The organism is Pectobacterium carotovorum (assembly GCF_033898505.1).
GTDB lineage: Bacteria > Pseudomonadota > Gammaproteobacteria > Enterobacterales > Enterobacteriaceae > Pectobacterium > Pectobacterium carotovorum_J.
In genome coordinates this window covers 1-22,597 of sequence record NZ_JAXAFK010000010.1, presented here as the reverse complement: position 1 = coordinate 22,597, position 22,597 = coordinate 1, and the positions used below count along the sequence as shown (strand labels likewise).

General features: G+C 49.7%; 16 protein-coding genes, 4 tRNA genes and 1 rRNA gene. 3 read left to right on the top strand and 18 right to left on the bottom strand.

Annotated features, from left to right (window positions below; all coding sequences use genetic code 11):
• Nucleotides 1-356: 356 nt before the first annotated feature.
• On the bottom strand, nucleotides 357-1,814 hold the full coding sequence (locus tag R9X49_RS22990; RefSeq protein ID WP_319850562.1) for a PLP-dependent aminotransferase family protein: 1,458 nt from the start codon (nucleotides 1,812-1,814) through the stop codon (nucleotides 357-359).
• Nucleotides 1,815-1,987: 173 nt separating this feature from the next.
• On the opposite strand from R9X49_RS22990, the gene R9X49_RS22985 reads away from it, so the two are divergent.
• Entirely contained in the window at nucleotides 1,988-2,179 is a 192-nt protein-coding gene (locus tag R9X49_RS22985) for a DUF1127 domain-containing protein (RefSeq protein ID WP_010285501.1), read from the top strand.
• Nucleotides 2,180-2,274: 95 nt separating this feature from the next.
• Here R9X49_RS22985 and shiA read toward each other — a convergent pair whose 3' ends face one another.
• The 14 genes from shiA to R9X49_RS22915 all read right to left on the bottom strand — a co-directional run bounded on the left by shiA (nucleotide 2,275) and on the right by R9X49_RS22915 (nucleotide 18,067).
• A complete protein-coding gene (shiA, locus tag R9X49_RS22980; protein ID WP_319850561.1) occupies nucleotides 2,275-3,672 on the bottom strand; it encodes a shikimate transporter in 1,398 nt (465 codons plus the stop codon).
• A 241-nt stretch (nucleotides 3,673-3,913) separates the two neighbouring features.
• The gene (gene rpoC, locus R9X49_RS22975) at nucleotides 3,914-8,137 is read right to left on the bottom strand and encodes a DNA-directed RNA polymerase subunit beta' (protein WP_319850560.1); all 4,224 of its coding nucleotides are present in this window, start codon (nucleotides 8,135-8,137) and stop codon (nucleotides 3,914-3,916) included.
• A 106-nt stretch (nucleotides 8,138-8,243) separates the two neighbouring features.
• Nucleotides 8,244-12,272 (bottom strand): DNA-directed RNA polymerase subunit beta, encoded by a 4,029-nt coding sequence (rpoB, locus tag R9X49_RS22970; protein ID WP_225086523.1) that lies wholly within the window; start codon nucleotides 12,270-12,272, stop codon nucleotides 8,244-8,246.
• Nucleotides 12,273-12,598: 326 nt separating this feature from the next.
• Nucleotides 12,599-12,964, bottom strand: a complete 366-nt coding sequence (rplL, locus tag R9X49_RS22965; RefSeq protein WP_012772935.1) for a 50S ribosomal protein L7/L12 — start codon at nucleotides 12,962-12,964, stop codon at nucleotides 12,599-12,601.
• A 66-nt stretch (nucleotides 12,965-13,030) separates the two neighbouring features.
• Nucleotides 13,031-13,528, bottom strand: a complete 498-nt coding sequence (gene rplJ / locus R9X49_RS22960) for a 50S ribosomal protein L10 (protein ID WP_012772934.1) — start codon at nucleotides 13,526-13,528, stop codon at nucleotides 13,031-13,033.
• Between the two features lie 317 nt (nucleotides 13,529-13,845).
• The gene (gene rplA / locus R9X49_RS22955; protein WP_180742832.1) at nucleotides 13,846-14,550 is read right to left on the bottom strand and encodes a 50S ribosomal protein L1; all 705 of its coding nucleotides are present in this window, start codon (nucleotides 14,548-14,550) and stop codon (nucleotides 13,846-13,848) included.
• A gap of 3 nt (nucleotides 14,551-14,553) precedes the next feature.
• Nucleotides 14,554-14,982 (bottom strand): 50S ribosomal protein L11, encoded by a 429-nt coding sequence (gene rplK / locus R9X49_RS22950; protein ID WP_012772932.1) that lies wholly within the window; start codon nucleotides 14,980-14,982, stop codon nucleotides 14,554-14,556.
• Nucleotides 14,983-15,144: 162 nt separating this feature from the next.
• Complete coding sequence (gene nusG / locus R9X49_RS22945; protein WP_005970339.1) at nucleotides 15,145-15,690, bottom strand: transcription termination/antitermination protein NusG; 546 nt, start codon at nucleotides 15,688-15,690, stop codon at nucleotides 15,145-15,147.
• Between the two features lies 1 nt (nucleotide 15,691).
• Entirely contained in the window at nucleotides 15,692-16,075 is a 384-nt protein-coding gene (gene secE / locus R9X49_RS22940; RefSeq protein ID WP_010285488.1) for a preprotein translocase subunit SecE, read from the bottom strand.
• A gap of 237 nt (nucleotides 16,076-16,312) precedes the next feature.
• Complete coding sequence (tuf, locus tag R9X49_RS22935; protein WP_012772931.1) at nucleotides 16,313-17,497, bottom strand: elongation factor Tu; 1,185 nt, start codon at nucleotides 17,495-17,497, stop codon at nucleotides 16,313-16,315.
• 107 nt (nucleotides 17,498-17,604) lie between these two features.
• Nucleotides 17,605-17,680: transfer RNA gene (locus R9X49_RS22930), tRNA-Thr, on the bottom strand.
• A 6-nt stretch (nucleotides 17,681-17,686) separates the two neighbouring features.
• Nucleotides 17,687-17,761, bottom strand: a tRNA-Gly gene (locus R9X49_RS22925).
• A gap of 130 nt (nucleotides 17,762-17,891) precedes the next feature.
• Nucleotides 17,892-17,976 (bottom strand) — tRNA-Tyr (locus R9X49_RS22920).
• A 15-nt stretch (nucleotides 17,977-17,991) separates the two neighbouring features.
• Nucleotides 17,992-18,067: transfer RNA gene (locus R9X49_RS22915), tRNA-Thr, on the bottom strand.
• Nucleotides 18,068-18,399: 332 nt separating this feature from the next.
• Here R9X49_RS22915 and R9X49_RS22910 point away from each other — a divergent pair.
• Entirely contained in the window at nucleotides 18,400-18,948 is a 549-nt protein-coding gene (locus R9X49_RS22910) for a GNAT family N-acetyltransferase (RefSeq protein ID WP_319850553.1), read from the top strand.
• A gap of 210 nt (nucleotides 18,949-19,158) precedes the next feature.
• Nucleotides 19,159-20,109, top strand: a complete 951-nt coding sequence (gene coaA / locus R9X49_RS22905; RefSeq protein ID WP_319850552.1) for a type I pantothenate kinase — start codon at nucleotides 19,159-19,161, stop codon at nucleotides 20,107-20,109.
• A 37-nt stretch (nucleotides 20,110-20,146) separates the two neighbouring features.
• Here coaA and birA read toward each other — a convergent pair whose 3' ends face one another.
• From birA to rrf, 3 genes are all read right to left on the bottom strand, one after another.
• Complete coding sequence (birA, locus tag R9X49_RS22900; RefSeq protein WP_319850551.1) at nucleotides 20,147-21,106, bottom strand: bifunctional biotin--[acetyl-CoA-carboxylase] ligase/biotin operon repressor BirA; 960 nt, start codon at nucleotides 21,104-21,106, stop codon at nucleotides 20,147-20,149.
• Complete coding sequence (gene murB, locus R9X49_RS22895; protein ID WP_319850550.1) at nucleotides 21,103-22,140, bottom strand: UDP-N-acetylmuramate dehydrogenase; 1,038 nt, start codon at nucleotides 22,138-22,140, stop codon at nucleotides 21,103-21,105. The genes birA and murB overlap by 4 nt, the downstream gene beginning before the upstream one ends.
• 344 nt (nucleotides 22,141-22,484) lie before the next feature.
• Nucleotides 22,485-22,597, bottom strand: a 5S ribosomal RNA gene (gene rrf / locus R9X49_RS22890); the annotation flags it as partial.

Genomic DNA, 22,597 nt, shown 5'->3' with positions numbered 1-22,597 from the left:
AGACGGCGATACGCCTGACATGGGTCAATTAAGCGTGAAATGAGAGGGAAACACGGTGATGAGGTTCCCGCAGGGACACCTCATCACCGTGGTAGCCCTCGTATCTCGGATCTTCAGCGCTCGGTATGAGTGATACCTATGATTTGGGATGCGGCTCGCAAGCCAAAGTGAGAATTACACGGAAGACAACATTCTCAGGATAGCGCCGCGCAACATGGCATTCGGCCTATCGCCACAGTCTGTGACGAAGAATACAGTAGCGTCGTTGGCAAGCCAGAGCGTTACGGAGCTTGCTGGCCGGAGCCGTTTGCCACTTATCGGTTCTGCACATCAACCCGCCGATACGGGGCTTATCCTTACCCGTATCGGCCCTTCCCGTAAAAATCGCTTTGGTCAGGAGACGTGTGCATCATCTTCGCAACCTCACTGCCCACGATACGCAGCCCTTCCCTCATCTCTTCCGTAAAGCGATTGGCATAATTGAGTCGAATACAGTTACGGTATTTCCCCGAGGCGGAGAATAGCGAGCCAGCGGCGATCTGTATGCCGGCTTTTCTGACCTCACGGGTGAGCTTGAGCGAATCAAAATATTCAGGCAGTTCAATCCACACCAGGAATCCCCCCTGCGGACGACTGACGCAAATATTGGACGGAAAATACTCACGCACCCAGCAGGTGAACGTACTCAGATTGGCTTTGTACTGGGCGCGCATACGGCGCAGATGGGGCTGATAGTGTCCCTGACGAATAAACTCCGCCACCGCAAGCTGCGGCTGTACTACCGTCGATCCCGTACTGATGTATTTTGTATGGATGACCCGTTCCAGATAGCGCCCTGGGGCAATCCAGCCAACGCGCAAACCGGGCGCCAGGTTCTTTGAAAACGAGCTGCACAGCAGCACACGTCCATCCTCATCAAACGACTTTATCGCGCGGGGGCGCGGATATTCATAGGCCAGTTCACCATAAGCATCATCTTCAATAATCGCGATATCAAAATGCTGCGCCAGCGTCACCAGCGATTTCTTGCGGGCATCTGGCATGATGAAGCCAAGCGGGTTATTACAGCTCGGCACCAGCAGGACGGCCTTGATCGGCCATTGATCCAGCGCCAGCCTCAACGCTTCGAGGCTGATCCCCGTCACTGAATCGGTTGGGATCTCGATCGCTTTGATATCCAGCCCACGAAGGATCTGCATCGTGCCTGGAAAAGCGGGTGATTCAACGGCCACGATATCGCCAGGCTGACAAACGGCGCGGACGGCAACAAATAGGGCTTCCTGACATCCGGTCGTGACCACAATATCATCTTGAGTCAGCTGGCAGCCGCAGTCCACGGTAAGACGGGCAATCTGCTCACGCAGCGCAGGCACGCCATATACGCTGTCATATTGTAAGATGCGGGAATCCTGATACTGGCAGAGGCGAGCCATCTCTTTCCACAGTGGTTTGATGGTCGGCTGGCTTACATCCGGCATTCCGCTACCAAATTTCAGCACGTTAGTTTCCAAACGCACGTTCACCAGTTCCAGTACCGATTCCCACTGCGTGATCTCAACCGGACGCTGGGCAGGACGCGTTAGCGCGGGTACAGGCGGCGTTGCCTTACGCGGCGTGACAAAATATCCCGAACGCGGCTGCGGCATAATCAACTGCCGGGTTTCCAGCAGATGGTAGGCCTGCTGTACGGTACTGATGCTTACACCATGTTCTGTACTCAGCGCCCGTACCGAAGGCAGGCGCTCTCCACTTTGGTACAGCCCTTGTTCGATCCGCTGTTCTAACAGCCCGGCAAGGTGTTGATAACGCGTCATCAGTATCGTCCTCTATTAAGATACCCAACCACAACCAGTACAGATTCAAATAAAAATCACCATTCAGATGCAATATCACACAATCTGTATGCTAAAAAAATGGATTTTTTGAGTCTGTATTGAAAATACCTTTCGCCCCATCATAGCGATCATTCACTGGCGAGGGGGAAAATATGGAATTTCATGAAAATCGATCACAAAAACCGTTCCGCGAGTCACCGTTCTGGCTAATGCTGATTTTGCCGTACCGCTTGTGGAAAGCCTGGCGGGCAAGGGCACAAACGCTGAAGATACTACGAAATATGAGCGATGACGGGCTTAAGGATATCGGGCTGAAGCGAAGCGATCTCGATCGGTTCAGATAACACCGGCGCAGAGAATAATAGACAACAAACAGTAGAAATGTGCCGATACAGACACTGCATCTGTATCGGCATTTTGGATTAGAGAGATGGGGATATTAGTGAGGTAAAGCGTCCGCTGGTTTTGCTTTCATCTGCATCCCGACAATCGCTGACAGCAAACAACCAATGGCAAGGTAAGCCGCCACCGCGTGCCATGAACCATCCATAAACTGTACTAACAGCACAGCGATAAAAGGCGTAAACCCGCCGCCGACCACGCTGGCGACCTGATAACCTACACCCGCTCCGCTATAGCGATAAGCTGTACCAAATAGTTCCGTAAACATCGGCTGCTGTACGCTAACAATCATATCGTGGGCAATATTCGCCAGCATGATGGCAAAGAACAGAATCAGCAGCGTGTTATGGCTTTCCAGCGCCATAAAGAATGGCACTGCACTCACGGCACCAATCAGCGCACCGGTAACGTAGATCCGACGGCGACCAAAGCTATCCGCCAGATAGGCAAAGAACGGGATAGACACACAGCTGATCGCCCCCACCAGCAGCCCGATATTCAGGAAGATATCTCGCGATAGCCCAAGATGGGTGGTGGAGTAGTTGAGGGCAAACGCGGTGACGATATACATCGTCAGCAGTTCTCCAAGCCGTAGCGCAATAATCAGCAGAAAGGCCTTCGGGTGCTGGCGCAGTGCTTCCATAATAGGGAACGAACGCAGTTTGTTTGCTCTTTCTCCCAGAGTTTTATTCGCCTCAAACTCCTGAGACTCATCCATCCCGTTACGCACCCACCAGGCGATCGCGACCAGAATCAGGCTGAACAAGAACGGCAAACGCCAGCCCCAGGTGATAAATTCCTCATTAGTCGTCAAATTACTGACCAGCGATACCGACCCTGTAGCCAGCAACAGCCCGACGCCAAAACCAACCTGTACGCCGCTGCTGTAAAAGGCTTTCTTCTTCTTTGGCGCGCTTTCTACTGCCAACAGCGCCGCACCGCCCCACTCGCCACCGACAGCAAATCCCTGAATTGCACGCAGCATTACCAGCAGTACCGGCGCCCACCAGCCAATGGAATCAAACGACGGCAGCAGGCCAATCAGCGCAGTGGAAATACCCATCATCCAGACCGTGATCATCAACATCCGTTTACGGCCTAGCTTATCGCCGAAGTGCCCAAACACCATACCGCCAAGCGGGCGGAACAGAAAACCAACGCCAAACGTACCAAATGCCGCCAGCGTCCCCATTGTCGGGCTGACCTGCGGGAAAAATTCGGTATTAAATACAAGAGCGGCAACAATTCCGTACAGCAAGAAATCATACCAATCCACAACAGCTCCCACAAAACTGCCCCACGCTGCACGTTTCGCTTTATGTTGAGAATGGCTTACTGACTGTGTTTGTAGGGTTTTACCAGATGAAATTGAATCATCCTGATGAGGTACTGAGCCGCCAGGCTGTGAGAGTGTTGGCGTAGTTGAGGTGTCCATGTCGGTTCCGTTCTATTTACTTTACACTACTGTACAACAAAAAATTCAGGGATGACATTTTTAACGTCGCTTGCGACGGCCTTTAGGTAGCGCACAAGGATGTGCGCTATAAAAAATTTCAGGAAGACATGCCTACGTCGCTTGCGACGGGTCGTCCGCAGGAAATCAGCCATAAAAAAACCCCGACCATAATAGCCGGGGTTTTTGTTATTTACCGCATGGTAGTGCAGCGCAAAGAGACTTATTCGTCGTCGCTGCTACCAAAGCCTGCGTTCAGCAGTTCGGCCAGGTTAGCAGAAGCTTCATCGGCACTCACCTGAGGCACGATTGGCGCTTCACCCGCCTGACGGCGACGCAGACGATCCTGGTGGTACGCATAACCCGTACCCGCTGGGATCAGACGACCCACGATAACGTTCTCTTTCAGGCCACGCAGTTCATCACGTTTACCAGCAACAGCGGCTTCGGTCAGTACGCGAGTGGTTTCCTGGAACGATGCCGCAGAAATGAAGGACTCGGTCGCCAGAGATGCTTTGGTGATACCCAGCAGATCGCGGCTGAATGTTGCCGTAATCTTGCCATCCGCTTCCAACTGACGGTTGGCAATCTTGATGCGAGACACTTCTGCCTGCTCGCCTTCCAGGAACTCCGTGCTGCCTGCGTTAACGATGGTGCCTTTACGCAACATCTGACGAACGATAACTTCGATGTGTTTATCGTTAATCTTAACGCCTTGCAGACGGTAAACTTCCTGAACTTCGTTGGTGATATAACGCGTTACTGCATGTACGCCACGCAGACGCAGGATATCGTGCGGAGATTCTGGGCCGTCGGAAACAACGTCACCACGTTCCACAACTTCACCTTCGAACACGTTGAGCTGACGCCATTTCGGAATCATCTCTTCGTAAGCATCGCTGCCATCCAACGGAGAAATCACCAGACGGCGTTTACCTTTGGTTTCTTTACCGAAGGAAATGATACCGCTGATTTCTGCCAGAATAGCCGGCTCTTTCGGACGACGGGCTTCGAACAGGTCGGCTACGCGTGGCAGACCACCGGTAATATCCTTGGTACCGCCGGATTCCTGAGGAATACGCGCCAGGGTATCACCGCTACTGATTTTCACGCCATCTTCCAACTGCACGATCGCTTTGCCCGGCAGGAAGTACTGAGCAGGCATATCTGTACCTGGAATCAGAACATCTTCGCCTTTGTCATCAACGATTTTCAGTGCCGGACGCAGGTCTTTACCGCTACCGGTACGCTCTGCACTATCCAGAACCACGATAGAAGACAAACCGGTCAGTTCGTCGGTCTGACGAGTAATCGTCTGGCCGTCGATCATATCGGTGAAGCGAATGTTACCGCTCACTTCGGTGATAACCGGCATGGTATGCGGGTCCCAGTTAGCTACGGTTTCGCCACCGTTAACTTCTGCGCCATCGCCTTTCGCCATTGCCGCACCGTAAGGCACTTTATAGCTTTCTTTAGTACGTCCGAATTCGTCGATCAGCTTCAGTTCGGTATTACGTGAAGTAATAACCAATTTACCGCTGCTGTTCACAACGAACTTCGCGTTGCTCAGTTTCAGGCTACCTTTGTTTTTCACCTGAATGCTGGACTCAGCTGCCGCACGCGATGCCGCACCACCGATGTGGAACGTACGCATGGTTAACTGTGTACCCGGTTCACCGATGGACTGTGCCGCGATAACCCCGATGGCCTCACCTTTGTTGATGATATGACCACGAGCCAGATCGCGACCGTAGCAATTGGCGCACACGCCAAAGTCGGTTTCGCAGCTTACTACTGAACGTACTTTAACGGCGTCAACGGAGTTCTCTTCCAACATGTCACACCACTGCTCATTCAGCAGCGTGTTACGTGGAACCAGAATATCCGCCGTGCCCGGTTTGATCACGTCTTCAGCCGTTACACGACCCAGTACGCGCTCACGCAGTGGCTCTTTAACATCACCACCCTCGATAACCGGCGTCATCATGATACCTTCGTGGGTACCACAATCGTCTTCGGTCACAACCAGATCCTGCGCGACGTCAACCAGACGACGAGTCAGATAACCGGAGTTCGCCGTTTTCAGTGCGGTATCCGCCAGACCTTTACGCGCACCGTGCGTTGAGATGAAGTACTGGAGTACGTTCAGACCTTCACGGAAGTTTGCGGTAATTGGCGTCTCGATGATGGAACCATCTGGTTTCGCCATCAGACCACGCATCCCCGCCAACTGACGAATCTGTGCTGCAGAACCACGCGCACCGGAGTCGGCCATCATAAAGATGCTGTTGAAAGATACCTGCCGCTCAACCACGCCATCACGGTTAACCACATCCTCAACGGACAGGTTTTCCATCATCGCTTTCGCAACACGTTCGTTCGCTGCGGCCCAGATATCGATCACTTTGTTATAGCGTTCGCCCGCGGTAACCAGACCAGACTGGAACTGCTCCTGAATCTCGGCAACTTCGGTTTCGGCTTCTTCGATAATCTCGGCTTTTTTCTCCGGGATAACCATGTCGTCGATACCTACGGAAGCACCAGAGCGCGCCGCGTAAGCAAAACCGGTGTACATAGTCTGGTCAGCGAAGATAACCGTCGGCTTCAGACCCAAAATGCGGTAACAGGTGTTCAGCATTTTGGAGATCGCTTTCTTGCCCAGAGGCTGGTTAACGATCGAGTACGGCAGACCTTTCGGTACGATCATCCACAGGATGGCGCGACCGATAGTCGTATCAATAATCGACGTCTGATGCGTAACATCGCCTTCGATGCTCTTGATCTCTTCCGTTATACGCACTTTAACGCGCGCATGCAGAGAGGCCAGACCAGCGCGATAAACGCGTTCAGCTTCTTTCGGACCCGTGAGCACCATGCCTTCGCCTTTGGCGTTAACACAGTCACGCGTCATGTAATACAGACCCAATACAACGTCCTGAGAAGGAACGATGATTGGCTCACCATTCGCAGGGGACAGGATGTTGTTGGTCGACATCATCAACGCACGCGCTTCCAGCTGGGCTTCCAGCGTCAACGGTACGTGTACAGCCATCTGGTCACCGTCGAAGTCGGCGTTATAGGCCGCACAAACCAGCGGGTGCAGCTGGATCGCTTTACCTTCGATCAGAACCGGTTCAAATGCCTGGATACCCAAACGGTGCAGCGTTGGTGCACGGTTCAGCAGGACCGGGTGTTCGCGGATAACTTCGTCCAGGATATCCCATACGACAGCTTCTTCGCGCTCAACCATTTTCTTGGCGGCTTTAATGGTGGTAGCAAGACCACGCAGTTCCAGCTTGCCGTAGATGAACGGTTTGAACAGCTCCAGTGCCATTTTCTTCGGCAGACCACACTGATGCAGACGCAGGTATGGACCAACGGTGATTACGGAACGGCCTGAGTAGTCAACACGCTTACCGAGCAAGTTCTGACGGAAACGACCCTGTTTACCTTTGATCATGTCGGCCAAAGATTTCAGAGGACGTTTGTTAGAACCGGTGATCGCACGACCGCGACGGCCGTTATCCAGCAGCGCATCAACCGCTTCCTGCAACATACGTTTTTCGTTACGTACGATGATGTCTGGCGCAGCCAGATCCAGCAGACGTTTCAAACGGTTGTTACGGTTGATCACGCGACGATACAGATCGTTCAGGTCGGAAGTCGCAAAACGACCGCCATCCAACGGAACCAGCGGACGCAGATCTGGCGGCAGTACCGGCAGAACGGTCAGGATCATCCACTCTGGTTTGTTACCAGACTGTACGAATGCTTCCAGCAGCTTAATACGCTTCGTCAGCTTCTTACGTTTGGTTTCGGAGTTGGTTTCGGTCAGCTCTTCACGCAACTGCTCGCATTCCTGCTCCAGATCCATGTTTTTCAGCAGAGCCTGGATCGCTTCGGCGCCCATTTTCGCGTCGAATTCATCACCAAACTCTTCCAGCGCATCCAGATACTGCTCTTCAGTCAGGATCTGACGGCGCTCAAGGTTGGTCATGCCGCCTTCAACCACGACATAAGATTCAAAATAAAGCACGCGTTCGATATCACGCAGCGGCATATCCAGCAGCAAACCGATACGGGAAGGCAGTGACTTCAGGAACCAGATGTGCGCAGTCGGAGAAGCCAGCTCGATGTGGCCCATACGCTCACGGCGCACTTTAGTCTGGGTCACTTCAACGCCGCATTTCTCACAAATAACACCGCGGTGTTTCAAGCGCTTATACTTACCGCACAAGCACTCATAATCTTTTACCGGCCCAAAGATACGGGCGCAGAAAAGGCCATCACGTTCAGGTTTGAACGTACGGTAGTTGATGGTTTCTGGCTTTTTAACTTCACCAAAAGACCACGAACGGATCATGTCTGGCGAGGCCAGAGCAATTTTGATCGCATCAAACTCTTCGGTTTTAGTTTGCGCTTTCAGAAACTTTAATAAGTCTTTCACGGATTGGCTCCTGTCGGAGTTAGACCTGATAGACACCTGAACCATGCCGTTAAAAACACAATTCAGGTGTCCCTATGACGAATGCCAGCAATACAACGAGCTGGGATTACTCTTCTTCCAGCTCGATGTTGATACCCAGCGAGCGGATTTCTTTCAACAATACGTTGAAGGATTCCGGCATGCCTGGTTCCATCTGATGATTGCCATCCACGATGTTCTTATACATCTTGGTACGGCCGTTCACGTCATCAGACTTAACGGTCAACATTTCTTGCAGGGTATAAGCTGCACCATAAGCTTCCAGCGCCCACACTTCCATCTCACCGAAGCGTTGACCACCGAACTGCGCCTTACCACCCAGCGGCTGCTGAGTAACCAGGCTGTAAGAACCGGTGGAACGAGCATGCATCTTATCGTCAACCAAGTGGTTCAGTTTCAGCATGTACATGTAGCCCACTGTAACCTGACGCTCAAATTTCTCACCAGTACGTCCATCGTACAGGGTAATCTGACCGGAGGTAGGGATACCGCCCATCTGCAACAGTTCCTTGATTTCTTTCTCTTTTGCACCGTCGAATACCGGCGTTGCAATTGGCATACCTTTTTTCAGGTTTTCAGCCAGACGCATAACTTCTTCGTCTGAGAAAGTGCTCAGGTCGACTTTCTGACGCACATCGTCGCCCAGATCGTAGGCTCTCTGGATGAACTCACGCAGTTTAGTCACTTCTTCGTGCTGCTTGAGCATGGCGTTGATTTTCTCGCCGATACCTTTCGCAGCCATACCCAAGTGGGTTTCCAGAATCTGACCAATGTTCATACGTGAAGGTACGCCCAGTGGGTTCAGTACGATATCGACCGGCGTACCGTTCTCATCGTAAGGCATATCTTCGATCGGATTGATCTTAGAGATAACACCTTTGTTCCCGTGACGACCTGCCATTTTGTCACCCGGTTGGATCTGACGTTTAACAGCCAGATAAACCTTGACGATTTTCAGCACGCCCGGTGCCAGATCATCGCCCTGAGTGATTTTACGGCGCTTAGCTTCGAGTTTTTTCTCAAACTCGTGCTTCAGCTCATCATACTGTTCTGCCAGCTGTTCCAACTGATTCTGTTTATCTTCATCAGTCAGACCCAGTTCCAACCAGCGCTCGCGCGGCAGTTTGTCCAGTTTGTCGGCTTCTACGCCGCCAGAAACCAGCACAGCGTGGATACGTGCAAACAGGCCCGCTTCCAGAATCTGCAATTCTTCAGTCAGGTCTTTCTTCGCCTGCTTCAGCTGCATTTCTTCGATTTCCAGCGCACGTTTGTCTTTTTCCACGCCATCGCGGGTAAAGACCTGTACGTCGATAATCGTACCGGAAACACCGTTTGGTACACGCAGAGAAGAGTCTTTAACATCAGACGCTTTCTCACCGAAGATCGCACGCAGCAGTTTCTCTTCTGGCGTCAGTTGGGTTTCACCTTTCGGCGTTACCTTACCAACCAGAATGTCACCACCGGTCACTTCCGCACCGATGTAAACAATGCCGGACTCATCCAGTTTGGAAAGTGCTGCTTCACCCACGTTCGGGATGTCCGCAGTAATTTCTTCAGGCCCTAACTTGGTGTCACGAGACACACAGGCCAGTTCCTGAATGTGGATGGTCGTAAAGCGATCTTCCTGAACCACACGCTCGGAAACGAGGATGGAGTCTTCGAAGTTGTAACCATTCCATGGCATGAATGCCACGCGCATGTTCTGGCCCAGCGCCAGTTCACCCAGATCGGTGGACGGGCCATCTGCCAGAACGTCACCACGTTCTACCGGCTCACCCAGAGACACACACGGCATCTGGCTGATGCAGGTGTTCTGGTTAGAACGGGTATATTTGGTCAGGTTATAGATGTCGATCCCGGCTTCGCCCGGATACATTTCATCGTCATTAACGCGGATTACAATACGGGATGCATCCACGTACTGTACTGTACCACCACGTTTGGCTACGGCAGTTACACCGGAGTCAACCGCAACAGCACGTTCCATGCCGGTACCAACCAGCGGCTTATCAGCACGCAGGGTTGGAACGGCCTGACGTTGCATGTTCGCACCCATCAGGGCACGGTTGGCGTCATCGTGTTCCAGGAACGGAATCAGGGATGCACCGACGGAAACCACCTGCTGTGTGGAAACGTCCATGTATTCAACCTGATCGCGGCTGAACAAGCTGGACTCGCCTTTGTTACGGCAGGTAACCAGTTCGTCGATGAAGCGGCCTTCTTCGTCCAAATTGGTGTTCGCCTGTGCGATAACGAAGTTACCTTCTTCAATCGCAGACAGGTAATGGATCTCATCCGTCACCACGTTGTCACGCACACGACGATACGGGGTTTCCAGGAAACCGTACTCGTTCGTTTGCGCATAAACGGACAGGGAGTTGATCAGACCGATGTTCGGACCTTCCGGCGTTTCGATAGGACAAACGCGACCATAGTGAGTTGGGTGTACGTCACGGACTTCAAAGCCAGCGCGTTCACGCGTCAGACCACCTGGGCCCAATGCAGAGATACGACGTTTGTGCGTAATCTCGGACAGCGGGTTGTTCTGGTCCATAAACTGTGACAGCTGGCTCGAACCGAAGAACTCTTTCACGGCAGCCGAAATCGGCTTGGCGTTGATCATGTCCTGTGGCATCAGCGTATCGAGATCGCCCAGAGACAGACGCTCTTTTACAGCACGTTCTACACGCACCAGACCAACGCGGAATTGGTTTTCTGCCATTTCGCCGACGGAACGGATACGACGGTTGCCGAGGTGGTCGATATCGTCCACTTCGCCTTTACCGTTACGGATATCAATGAGCTTCTTCATCACTTCGATGATGTCATCTTTGCTCAGGATACCGGAACCTTCGATCTCATCACGTAGCAGAGAACGGTTGAACTTCATACGACCAACCGCAGACAGATCGTAGCGGTCTTCAGAGAAGAACAGGTTCTCGAACAGCGTTTCTGCTGCTTCACGCGTTGGCGGCTCACCAGGACGCATCATGCGATAGATTTCAACCAGCGCGCTCAGACGATCGTTTGACGGATCGACACGCACGGTTTCAGACATGTATGCGCCGTGATCGAGATCGTTGGTGAACAGAGTCTCGATACGTTTGTGACCAGACTGGCTCAGTTTAGCCAGCAGATCCAGCGACAGCTCCATGTTGGCTGCGCCGATCAGTTCACCGGTGCTCTCGTCGATATAGTCTTTGGATAGTACTTTGCCAGCAATATATTCAACAGGCACTTCAATGCGCTCAATACCGTCTTTCTCTAACTGACGGATATGACGCGCAGTGATACGGCGACCTTTTTCGATATAAACTTTACCGTTCGCTTCGATATCAAACGATGCGGTTTCACCACGCAAGCGCTCAGGAACCAGATCCATCTGCAATTTATTGCCATTGATTTCATAGACAATTTTATCGAAGAAAAGATCGAGAATCTGTTCGGTGGAGTAACCCAGCGCGCGCAGGATAATGGTCGCAGGCAATTTGCGGCGACGGTCGATACGAACAAACAGGTTATCCTTCGGATCAAACTCGAAATCCAACCAGGAACCACGGTAAGGAATAATACGTGCGTTATACAGCACCTTACCTGAAGAGTGGGTTTTACCTTTGTCGCTATCGAAGAACACACCTGGACTACGATGCAGCTGAGATACGATTACACGCTCAGTGCCGTTAATCACGAAGGTACCGTTGTCGGTCATGAGCGGAATTTCGCCCATGTAAACTTCTTGTTCTTTGATGTCTTTAACGGTGCCTTCAGGCGCTTCGCGCTCGTAGATCACCAAGCGCAGTTTCACGCGCAGCGGCGCAGAAAACGTCACACCACGGATCTGACATTCTTTAACGTCAAATACTGGCTCGCCCAAGCGATAGCTAACGTATTGCAGCTCTGAATTACCGCTATAGCTTTTTATGGGGAAAACAGAACGGAATGCAGCTTCCAAACCGTACTGACCTTCCGGGTCTTGCTCGATAAACTTCTGGAACGAGTCAAGTTGGATAGAAAGGAGATAAGGTACGTCCAAAACCTGCGGACGTTTACCAAAATCCTTACGAATGCGTTTTTTCTCGGTATAGGAGTAAACCATAGGGTTCCTCAGCTAGCTGACAAGTCGAACCACTCTGTCTGCCCTAAGAAGGACAGTTCATGCAACACTATTTATGTTGGTCGGAAAATGGGGAACTTTCCGTAATACGTCTTTCTATTACTCTTAAACCATTTCATTGCTTTTGCTCAGGCAGGGAGCCCGTTCTGGAAAGCAGTATATTAAGTCGTCAATAGAAAAAAATATTGGGGAAATCAATGGCTAAACAGTGCGAAAGCCCATCGATGCCCTACAGCGCAAAAAGGCTGGTGACTAAAAAGTCACCAGCCATCAGCCTAATAAATCAGGCTGCAACCTGAAAGGTTGGCTTATTTAACTTCAACTTCTGCGCCAGCTTCTTCCAGTGATTTTTTCAGTGCTTCAGCGTCATCTTTGCTCACGCCTTCTTTCAGAACTGCTGGTGCAGATTCAACCAGATCTTTGGCTTCTTTCAGGCCCAGACCAGTCGCGCCACGAACAGCTTTGATTACAGCAACTTTGTTAGCGCCGATGCCTTTCAGCACAACGTCGAACTCAGTTTTTTCTTCAGCAACTTCAGCTGGGCCAGCAGCAACAGCTACAGCAGCAGCAGCAGAAACACCGAATTTTTCTTCCATAGCAGAAACCAGCTCAACAACATCCATTACAGACATAGCTGCTACTGCTTCCAGAATTTGATCTTTAGTGATAGACATAACAATTGTTCCTAAGAATCAGAAATAGTTTATACGTTAGCAAGTGCGTTAGAAAAGAAAGCGCTATTACGCAGCTTCTTTTGCATCGCGAACAGCAGCCAGAGTGCGGACCAGTTTGCCTGCAGCGGCTTCTTTCATGGTCGACATCAGACGTGCCAGTGCTTCTTCGTAAGTCGGCAGCGTTGCCAGACGGTCAATTTGAGCCGCCGGGATCAGCTCACCTTCAAAGGCTGCAGCTTTGACCTCAAATTTTGCATTCGCTTTCGCGAACTCTTTGAACAGACGAGCAGCAGCGCCCGGGTGTTCCATAGAATATGCAATCAGGGTCGGACCAACAAACGTGTCTTTCAGGCATTCAAATTGAGTGCCTTCAACGACGCGGCGCAGCAGGGTGTTACGAACAACACGCATGTAAACGCCAGCTTCACGACCTGCTTTACGCAGTTCGGTCATTTTATCAACGGTAACGCCACGGGAATCCGCAACAACCGCAGACAGCGCACCTTTGGCTACTTCGCTGACTTCAGCAACAATCGCTTGTTTGTCTTGAAGATTTAATGCCATTAGCTTTTGCTCCTGGATTTAGCCGGAGAAAATCTCCGGAACTCACTTCACTTATCGCCAAAATTAGAGATAAGCGTTGAAACACGGTGAGCAGAATCCAGTAAAAAATTATTCTTTATAAAAAAGAAAAACGTTATTTAGGCTCTGTCACCGTCTACGCAGGAAGGATTAAGTTTCTTTCGAAACACCTGCGGTCTTGGACGGAGGCCTGGATAGGCCAGGCTCCAACCGAAAATTCTTGCGTTATTCCACTTGAGGAACAACGGGCGTAAAATTATAGGTAAATCTCACACCCGAGTAAAGCGGAACAAAAGCTATTAGTTAGCAGCAGCGTTCAGACCGCTCTGGTCGATGGCAACGCCAGCGCCCATAGTGGTAGACAGGCTAACTTTCTTGATGTACACGCCTTTCGCCTGAGATGGTTTTGCTTTTTTCAGCGCAACCAGCAAGGCTTCCAGGTTTTCTTTCAATTTGTTAGAGTCGAAATCAACCTTACCGATAGTGGTATGGATGATGCCGTTCTTGTCGTTACGGTAACGAACCTGACCCGCTTTAGCATTGTTAACAGCTTCAGCAACGTTAGGTGTTACAGTACCCACTTTCGGGTTTGGCATCAGGCCACGTGGACCCAGAACCTGGCCCAATTGGCCAACAACGCGCATTGCATCTGGAGAAGCAATAACAACGTCAAAGCCCATTTCGCCTTTCTTGATCTGATCAGCCAGATCTTCCATGCCCACGAACTCAGCGCCAGCAGCTTTAGCAGCTTCAGCGTTTGCACCCTGGGTGAAGACTGCTACGCGAACAGAACGACCGGTGCCGTGAGGCAGAACGGTTGCACCGCGAACGTTTTGGTCAGATTTACGTGCATCGATGCCGAGGTTCACAGCTACGTCTACACTTTCTACGAACTTAGCAGTGGCCAGCTCTTTGAGCAGAGCAACAGCTTCGTTGATGTCGTACTGTTTAGTTACATCAACTTTGTCACGGATCACGCGCATGCGCTTGGTCAGCTTAGCCATTTATTAATCCTCCACTACCAGGCCCATGGAACGAGCGGTACCTGCGATAGAACGCGCCATGGCGTCTACATCAGAACCAGTCATGTCCGCAGCTTTAGTTTCTGCGATTTCACGAACCTGAGCGCTCGTTACTTTACCAACTTTGTCTTTGTTCGGCTTACCGGAACCAGACTTGATACCAGCCGCTTTCTTCAGCAGAACAGCTGCTGGAGGCGTTTTGGTAACGAAGGTGAAAGAACGGTCAGAATAAACGGTAATAACAACAGGAATCGGCAGACCTTTTTCAACGCTTTCAGTTTTAGCATTGAACGCCTTACAGAATTCCATGATGTTTACACCCTGCTGACCCAGAGCCGGACCTACCGGTGGGCTTGGGTTAGCCATACCAGCTGCAACTTGCAGCTTGACATAGGCTTGTACTTTCTTGGCCATTTAGCTTTCCTCAATTGGGTAATAGCGCCTAGTGAAAGGCTCCCCGTGGTTTGTATTACGCTTCAGACGCCCTTAAGGCCCCTGAAAAACAAAAGGCGCGAAATTATAGGTTAATTTCGCGCCATAGGCAAGTAGCTATTTCCAGCAAGTCTTGTCGGAAAATTAGCCTTTTTCGACTTGAGCAAAGTCCAGTTCAACCGGCGTTGCACGACCAAAGATAGAGACAGACACCTTCAGGCGGCTCTTCTCATAGTCAACTTCTTCGACAACACCGTTAAAATCAGCAAATGGACCGTCGTTAACGCGAACCATTTCACCCGGTTCAAACAGCGTTTTCGGTCGTGGTTTGTCACCAACCTGTTGGAGACGATTCATAATCGCATCCACTTCTTTGTCACTGATTGGCGCAGGACGATCGGATGTACCGCCAATGAACCCCATAACACGAGGTACGCTGCGTACTAGATGCCAGCTGGCATCTTCCATCACCATCTGTACCAAGACATAACCAGGGAAAAACTTGCGCTCGCTCTTGCGACGCTGGCCACCACGGATTTCGACTACTTCTTCAGTAGGCACCATGACTTCGCCAAACAGTTCTTCCATATTATGGAGTTTGATATGTTCACGCAGTGATTGTGCTACGCGACCTTCAAAACCAGAGAACGCCTGAACGACGTACCAACGTTTTTTTGGAGCTTCAGACATCTTAGAACCTCAGGCCAGTGATAAACGATACCAAACGGACCAGAATACCATCCAGTCCCCACAAAATCAGTGACATCACGGCAGTCACCGCGGCAACGATTAACGTGGTGTGTAACGTTTCCTGACGAGTCGGCCAAATTACTTTGCGCACTTCAGTACGCGCTTCGCGAGCAAACGCTACGGTTGCTTTGCCTTTCGTGGTCAGCAGTGCCACACCACCGGCAGCGGCGATCAGGATAACAACGGCCAATGCACGCAGAGGAAGACTAAATTCGCGGTAATAATAATTGCCAACAATCGCAACAACCAGCAAGGCACCTACTACCAGCCACTTAATCACTTCCAGGCCACGCCCACTATCCTGAGCTTCGGTATTCGCACTCATAAACCAACCTGTCACAATGATTCAGACAAATAACTTTGCCCCGTAACCACGGGGCAACCAAACCGAAAGATGTTCTGTAAAACGAATAATTCGGTATTTACGCCGTATCTACAGAGCCTATCTCACCAATGATTATATCTCACAATCGCTGATGAGATAGGTTCTACCATGACAGCGTAGAAAAAGGGCATCAAATGATGCCCTTTTATCGCGTGTCGCGTCAAACGTTATCAGCGATTAAGCGATAACTTTAGCAACAACGCCCGCGCCTACTGTACGGCCGCCTTCACGGATTGCGAAACGCAAGCCGTCATCCATCGCGATTGGGTGGATCAGGGTAACAACCATTTTGATGTTGTCGCCCGGCATTACCATCTCTACGCCTTCTGGCAGTTCGATGGTGCCCGTTACGTCAGTTGTACGGAAGTAGAACTGAGGACGGTAGCCTTTGAAGAACGGAGTATGACGGCCGCCTTCATCCTTGCTCAGGATATACACTTCTGATTCGAACTTGGTGTGTGGCTTGATTGAACCCGGCTTAGCCAGTACCTGACCACGCTCGATTTCTTCACGCTTGATACCACGCAGCAGAACACCAACGTTCTCACCTGCACGACCTTCGTCCAGCAGTTTGCGGAACATTTCTACGCCAGTACAGGTAGATTTCGCGGTGTCTTTGATACCCACGATTTCAACTTCTTCACCGACTTTAACGATACCGCGCTCTACACGACCGGTAACAACGGTACCACGGCCGGAGATGGAGAATACGTCTTCGATTGGCAGCAGGAACGGCTTGTCAATGGCACGCTCTGGCTCTGGGATATAAGAATCCAGGTGCTCTGCCAGTTCGATGATTTTTGCTTCCCACTCAGCTTCGCCTTCCAGCGCTTTCAGCGCAGAACCACGAACGACTGGCGTGTCGTCGCCTGGGAAGTCGTACTGAGACAGCAGCTCACGCACTTCCATCTCAACCAGTTCCAGCAGCTCTTCGTCATCAACCATGTCACATTTGTTCAGGAACACGATGATGAAAGGAACGCCAACCTGACGACCCAGCAGGATGTGCTCACGAGTCTGAGGCATTGGGCCGTCAGTCGCAGCAACAACCAGGATCGCGCCATCCATCTGGGCAGCACCGGTGATCATGTTTTTCACATAGTCGGCGTGTCCTGGGCAGTCAACGTGCGCGTAGTGGCGAGACGGGGTATCGTATTCAACGTGAGACGTGTTGATGGTGATACCACGTGCTTTTTCTTCTGGCGCGTTATCGATCTGGTCGAATGCACGCGCGTTACCACCGTAGGTTTTAGCCAGAACGGTAGTGATTGCAGCGGTCAGCGTTGTTTTACCATGGTCAACGTGGCCGATAGTACCGACGTTAACGTGCGGTTTTGTACGTTCAAATTTTTCTTTAGACATCGATTGTCCCTCTAAGACACGGATAAATCGGTGGTATCACCACATCAACCAAGCAATAGCTTGCTGAATTTATTCACAGAAAGAAAATCAGGAGGAGGAAAAGGAAGTGGTGCTGATAGGCAGATTCGAACTGCCGACCTCACCCTTACCAAGGGTGCGCTCTACCAACTGAGCTATATCAGCACATCTTGGAGCGGGCAGTGGGAATCGAACCCACATCATCAGCTTGGAAGGCTGAGGTAATAGCCATTATACGATGCCCGCATCCTGGAACTCGGCTACCTAATTTTTCTGTAGATTTTGAAGTTGGGGAATAAGAATTTATAGACCCCGCCTTCGTCGATCCGGCTTAGTCTTACTACCGTATCGAATATCCTGTTACCAGGATTGAATTTGGTGGTGGGGGAAGGATTCGAACCTTCGAAGTCTGTGACGGCAGATTTACAGTCTGCTCCCTTTGGCCGCTCGGGAACCCCACCTGATTGTGTACTTGATGGTGCCGGCTACCGGAATCGAACTGGTGACCTACTGATTACAAGTCAGTTGCTCTACCTACTGAGCTAAGCCGGCTTCAAGTGCTGCGCATTCTAGGTAGACAGAACGCTCGATGCAACAAAAAAATTGCGTAAAATGCGCTATCGCTTAGATTTTATCCAAATTCAGCCATAAATCTAGAGCAGCAGTCAGAATTAGCGCAAAGAACCACCAGTTCTATCTAACAAAATGGCGATTTCACCATCAACGTCCTCGCAATGCCTCTTGCACCAGTAATGGTGTTTTTGCCCTTTAAGGGGGCAGACTCTGCACTGACAGATGCTATTTTGCTCACTTTCCCAAGAAAATAGACTTGGAATACATTTTGCTTGTTTAGAAACAAATTTCTGAAGAACGAGCAAAATACGATGAAAATAGTTCAACTCAATGCGGCAACCTTACCTGTCTATCGTGAAGAACTGGCCAATCTACTAATAGATGCTGTAGAAAAAGGCGCTTCTGTTGGATATCAATCGCCTCTGCACCACAAAGAAGCGATGGAATATTTTCATGGCTTACAGGCATCTGTCGCCAACGGTGACCGCATACTATGGGCAGCGCGCGACAAGGAAGGTATCGTCGGAAGTGTACAGCTAGAGTTATGTCAAAAGTCAAACGGGAGAAACAGGGCTGAAATTCAAAAATTGTTAGTTCATAGCCGAGTACGCAGAGCGGGAATAGGCAGACAACTCATTCATTTACTGGAAAAGCACGCGCTTTTCCAACAAAGAGGGTTACTCTACTTAGACACTCAGGCAGGCTCCCCGGCAGAAGCGTTCTACCGCGCTCTGGGTTATCGCCATCTGGGAGAATTGCCTGATTATGCTTGCACACCCGATGGTTATTACCATCCAACGGCTATCTACTATAAACGCCTCTTTGCCGTGAATGGGTTAGGTAAAGCAATCGCCAGCTAGCCTGTACCCGATGCATCAACATAGAAGCATCGGGTACAGAACCGATTTTCTCTTCTTCTTTCTATCAGCAAAGTGTTAACCTGCCCATTATCAAAAATTTATTACATAAGAAAAGGTGTCGCGATCATAGCGTTGGCTAAGCTAATAGCCCGTTTTCCTCGCTGGCTGAAAGTCCCTTTTCTTACCTGTTAAGCAGGCAGAACACGACTTATGAGCAATAGAGAGCAATCCTTGGCCACGCCATATCTACAATTTAATCGCAGCCAATGGGCCGCCTTGCGCGATTCCGTCCCGTTAACGCTGACAGAGGAAGAAATCGTTAAGCTCAAAGGGATTAACGAAGATCTTTCATTAGACGAGGTCGCAGAAATTTATCTGCCGCTCTCCCGCCTGCTTAATTTCTATATCAGCTCTAATTTACGCCGTCAGGCGGTACTTGAGCAGTTCTTAGGGACTGATGGCCAAAAGATACCTTACATAATCGGTATTGCGGGTAGCGTCGCCGTGGGAAAAAGTACCACAGCCCGTGTGCTCCAGGCGTTATTAAGCCGTTGGCCGGAACATCGCAGTGTAGAACTCATTACAACCGATGGATTTCTTCATCCAAATAAGGTGTTAAAAGAACGTGATTTGATGAAGAAAAAGGGCTTTCCGCAATCATATGATATGCATAGCTTGGTAAAATTCGTTTCTGATATAAAATCAGGAACACACAAAGTCACCGCCCCAACTTATTCTCATCTAACATACGATATTGTTCCTAATAACAATAAAGTGTTGGAACACCCTGATATTTTAATATTAGAAGGCTTGAATGTTCTGCAGAGCGGGATGGATTATCCACATGATCCACATAGAGTTTTTGTCTCTGACTTTGTAGATTTCTCTATCTATGTCGATGCGCCAGAAACACTACTACAAACATGGTATATAAATCGTTTTTTAAAATTCCGGCAGGGTGCATTCTCAAATCCAAATTCATATTTTCATAATTATGCAAAACTGACAGAAGAAGAGGCTGTTGGCATTGCCTCTCAATTATGGAAAGAAATTAATGGGCTTAATCTAAAAGAAAATATTCTACCTACTCGAGAGAGAGCCAGCCTTATTATGACTAAAAGCGCTAATCATGCTGTTGAATGTGTTCGACTGAGAAAATGAAAAGCGAATAAATATAAAGGGGGTTACCCCCCTTTTTTCACGCACCACGCAGAGAAATCTCCCCACCAATATATGGCGTGACCAACCCATCGTTTTCTAAGAGCAGCGCCCCTTGGCGGTCTATTCCTCGGTCGATCCCATATATTTCACGATTACCGATAATCAAACGAACCGGGCGATTAAAATAGTTATCCAATTTTTCCCATCTGGGAATAAATGGTTCAAGGCCTTGTAGTTCAAATATAGCCAAAGCCCCTCTTAATTCAGAAATAAGAGTCGAAGCGAGTGTATTGCGATTAATATCTATACCTGCTTCTTGTAAATTTATCCAGCCTTGACTAATCGTATCAGGAGCAGGCTCTCTCATCTGTAAATTAATGCCCGCGCCAATGACCAGATTAGCGGCATCCCCCGTTTTTCCTGTAATTTCGACAAGAATGCCTGCTAGTTTTCTATCCTTCAGATATAAATCGTTGGGCCATTTGACTCGAACACCATCAGCACCAAGCTTATGTAGCACTTCTGCCATTACGATACCGATAACCAAACTAACCCCAACAGCTGCAGCAGGCCCCTGTTCTAGGCGCCAGTATAAGGACAAATATAAATTTGCACCAAAGGGCGAGAACCATTGTCTGCCCCGACGACCACGCCCAGATTGCTGATATTCAGCAAGGCATGCATCACCAGAGGATAAGGTGTCCAATCGTTCTAAAATATACTGATTAGTAGAATCAACGACAGGTAAAACTGTCACACCACCTTCCGGTAGGTGCTTGAGGATAGCCTCCTCGTCTAATAACTGCATAGGCGTTGGTAAAGAATAGCCCTTGCCTGTCACAGTAAAAACATCAATTCCCCAGTCACGTATAGTTTGAATATGTTTATTAATCGCAGCTCGACTCATCCCCATCATTTCACCCAGTAATTCACCGGAATAAAATTCACCATCAGAGAGAGTTTTAATTAATTTAAGGGGAACCGTAATATCTTTCATGATAATACCTCGATGGCATTGACCTCTCCACGCGCAGCAATAAAGCGAACTTCAGGCTCCAGCTGTATGGAGAATTTTTCAGCAACCTGATTGCGGACATAACGCGCTAATTCGACAACATCTGAGCTTTCTGCATTATTTTTATTAATTAGAACTAATGCCTGTTTCTCATGAACAGCCGCACCACCAAGCTGAAATCCTTTGAGATTGCACTGTTCAATCAACCACCCGGCGGCCAATTTAACATTGCCATCGGCTTGTAAATACTGAGGGGCATTCGGATACTCTCGTAAAACACGTTCAGCATGCTGCGGTGTAATTATCGGGTTTTTGAAGAAGCTACCGGCATTACCGGTCACAGCAGGGTCTGGAAGTTTGCTTCGGCGCATATGGCATACGGAATCAAATATCTGCTGTGGCGTAACGGTTGTAGGGTCCAGCTTGACCAAATCACCGTAATTAAGTATCGGGTCCCACTCTTTCTTTAAAAAGAACCCTACTGCGGTAATCGCAAACCCAGAGCGGTATTGATGCTTAAATATGCTTTCACGGTAATCGAATTGGCATTCCTCAGAGGTAAAACGCATGACGTTACCTTCAGCCAGATCCAACACATCAACATAATCACAAACATGCTGTAATTCGATACCGTACGCACCAATATTCTGTATCGGTGCAGAACCCACACATCCGGGAATTAATGCCAGATTTTCTAACCCTGCAATACCACACTTGAGCGTATATTCAACTAATTGATGCCAGTTCTCACCAGCTCCGACATGAATATACCAACCGTCACTTTCTTCTCGAATATCTATACCCTTGAGCCGATTTAACAGAATAGTGCCTAAAAAATCTTCAAGAAAAAGGACATTGCTCCCTTCCCCTAGCAACAAAATCGGCTCTTGCGCTGCGCTGGCGACGCGCCATCCTTCAATCAATTCCTCCGGAGTATCCGCAACCTTAATACAAGATGCGGAAACAGATAATGAGAAAGAGTTATAAGACTTCAATGAAATAACGCTCGACGCCATGATAGAAATACCTACTAATTCAGATATCACATAGTCTACCTGATCTACGCAAGATAGCGGCAGTCTTTCACCACAGTATAGAGATTCATGATTGGTCTTCCTGACAGTTTAGTCTTCCCCAAATACGCATAGCAAAAAGCCCCTGTCTTTCGACAGAGGCTGTCCACTTGTTTGATGCCCGGCAGTTTATGCCGGGCGTCCTGCCCGCCACCCCTCGGGCCGTTGCGTCGCAACGTGCAAATCCGCTACCGGCGGATTTGTCCTGCTCCAGAGAGCCCTCACCGACAAACAGCAGACAAAACAAAAAGCCCAGTCGAAAGACTGGGCTTTTTGTTTTATTTGATGCCTGGCAGTTCCCTACTCTCACATGGGGAAGCCCCACACTACCATCGGCGCTACGGCGTTTCACTTCTGAGTTCGGCATGGGGTCAGGTGGGACCACCGCGCTATCGCCGCC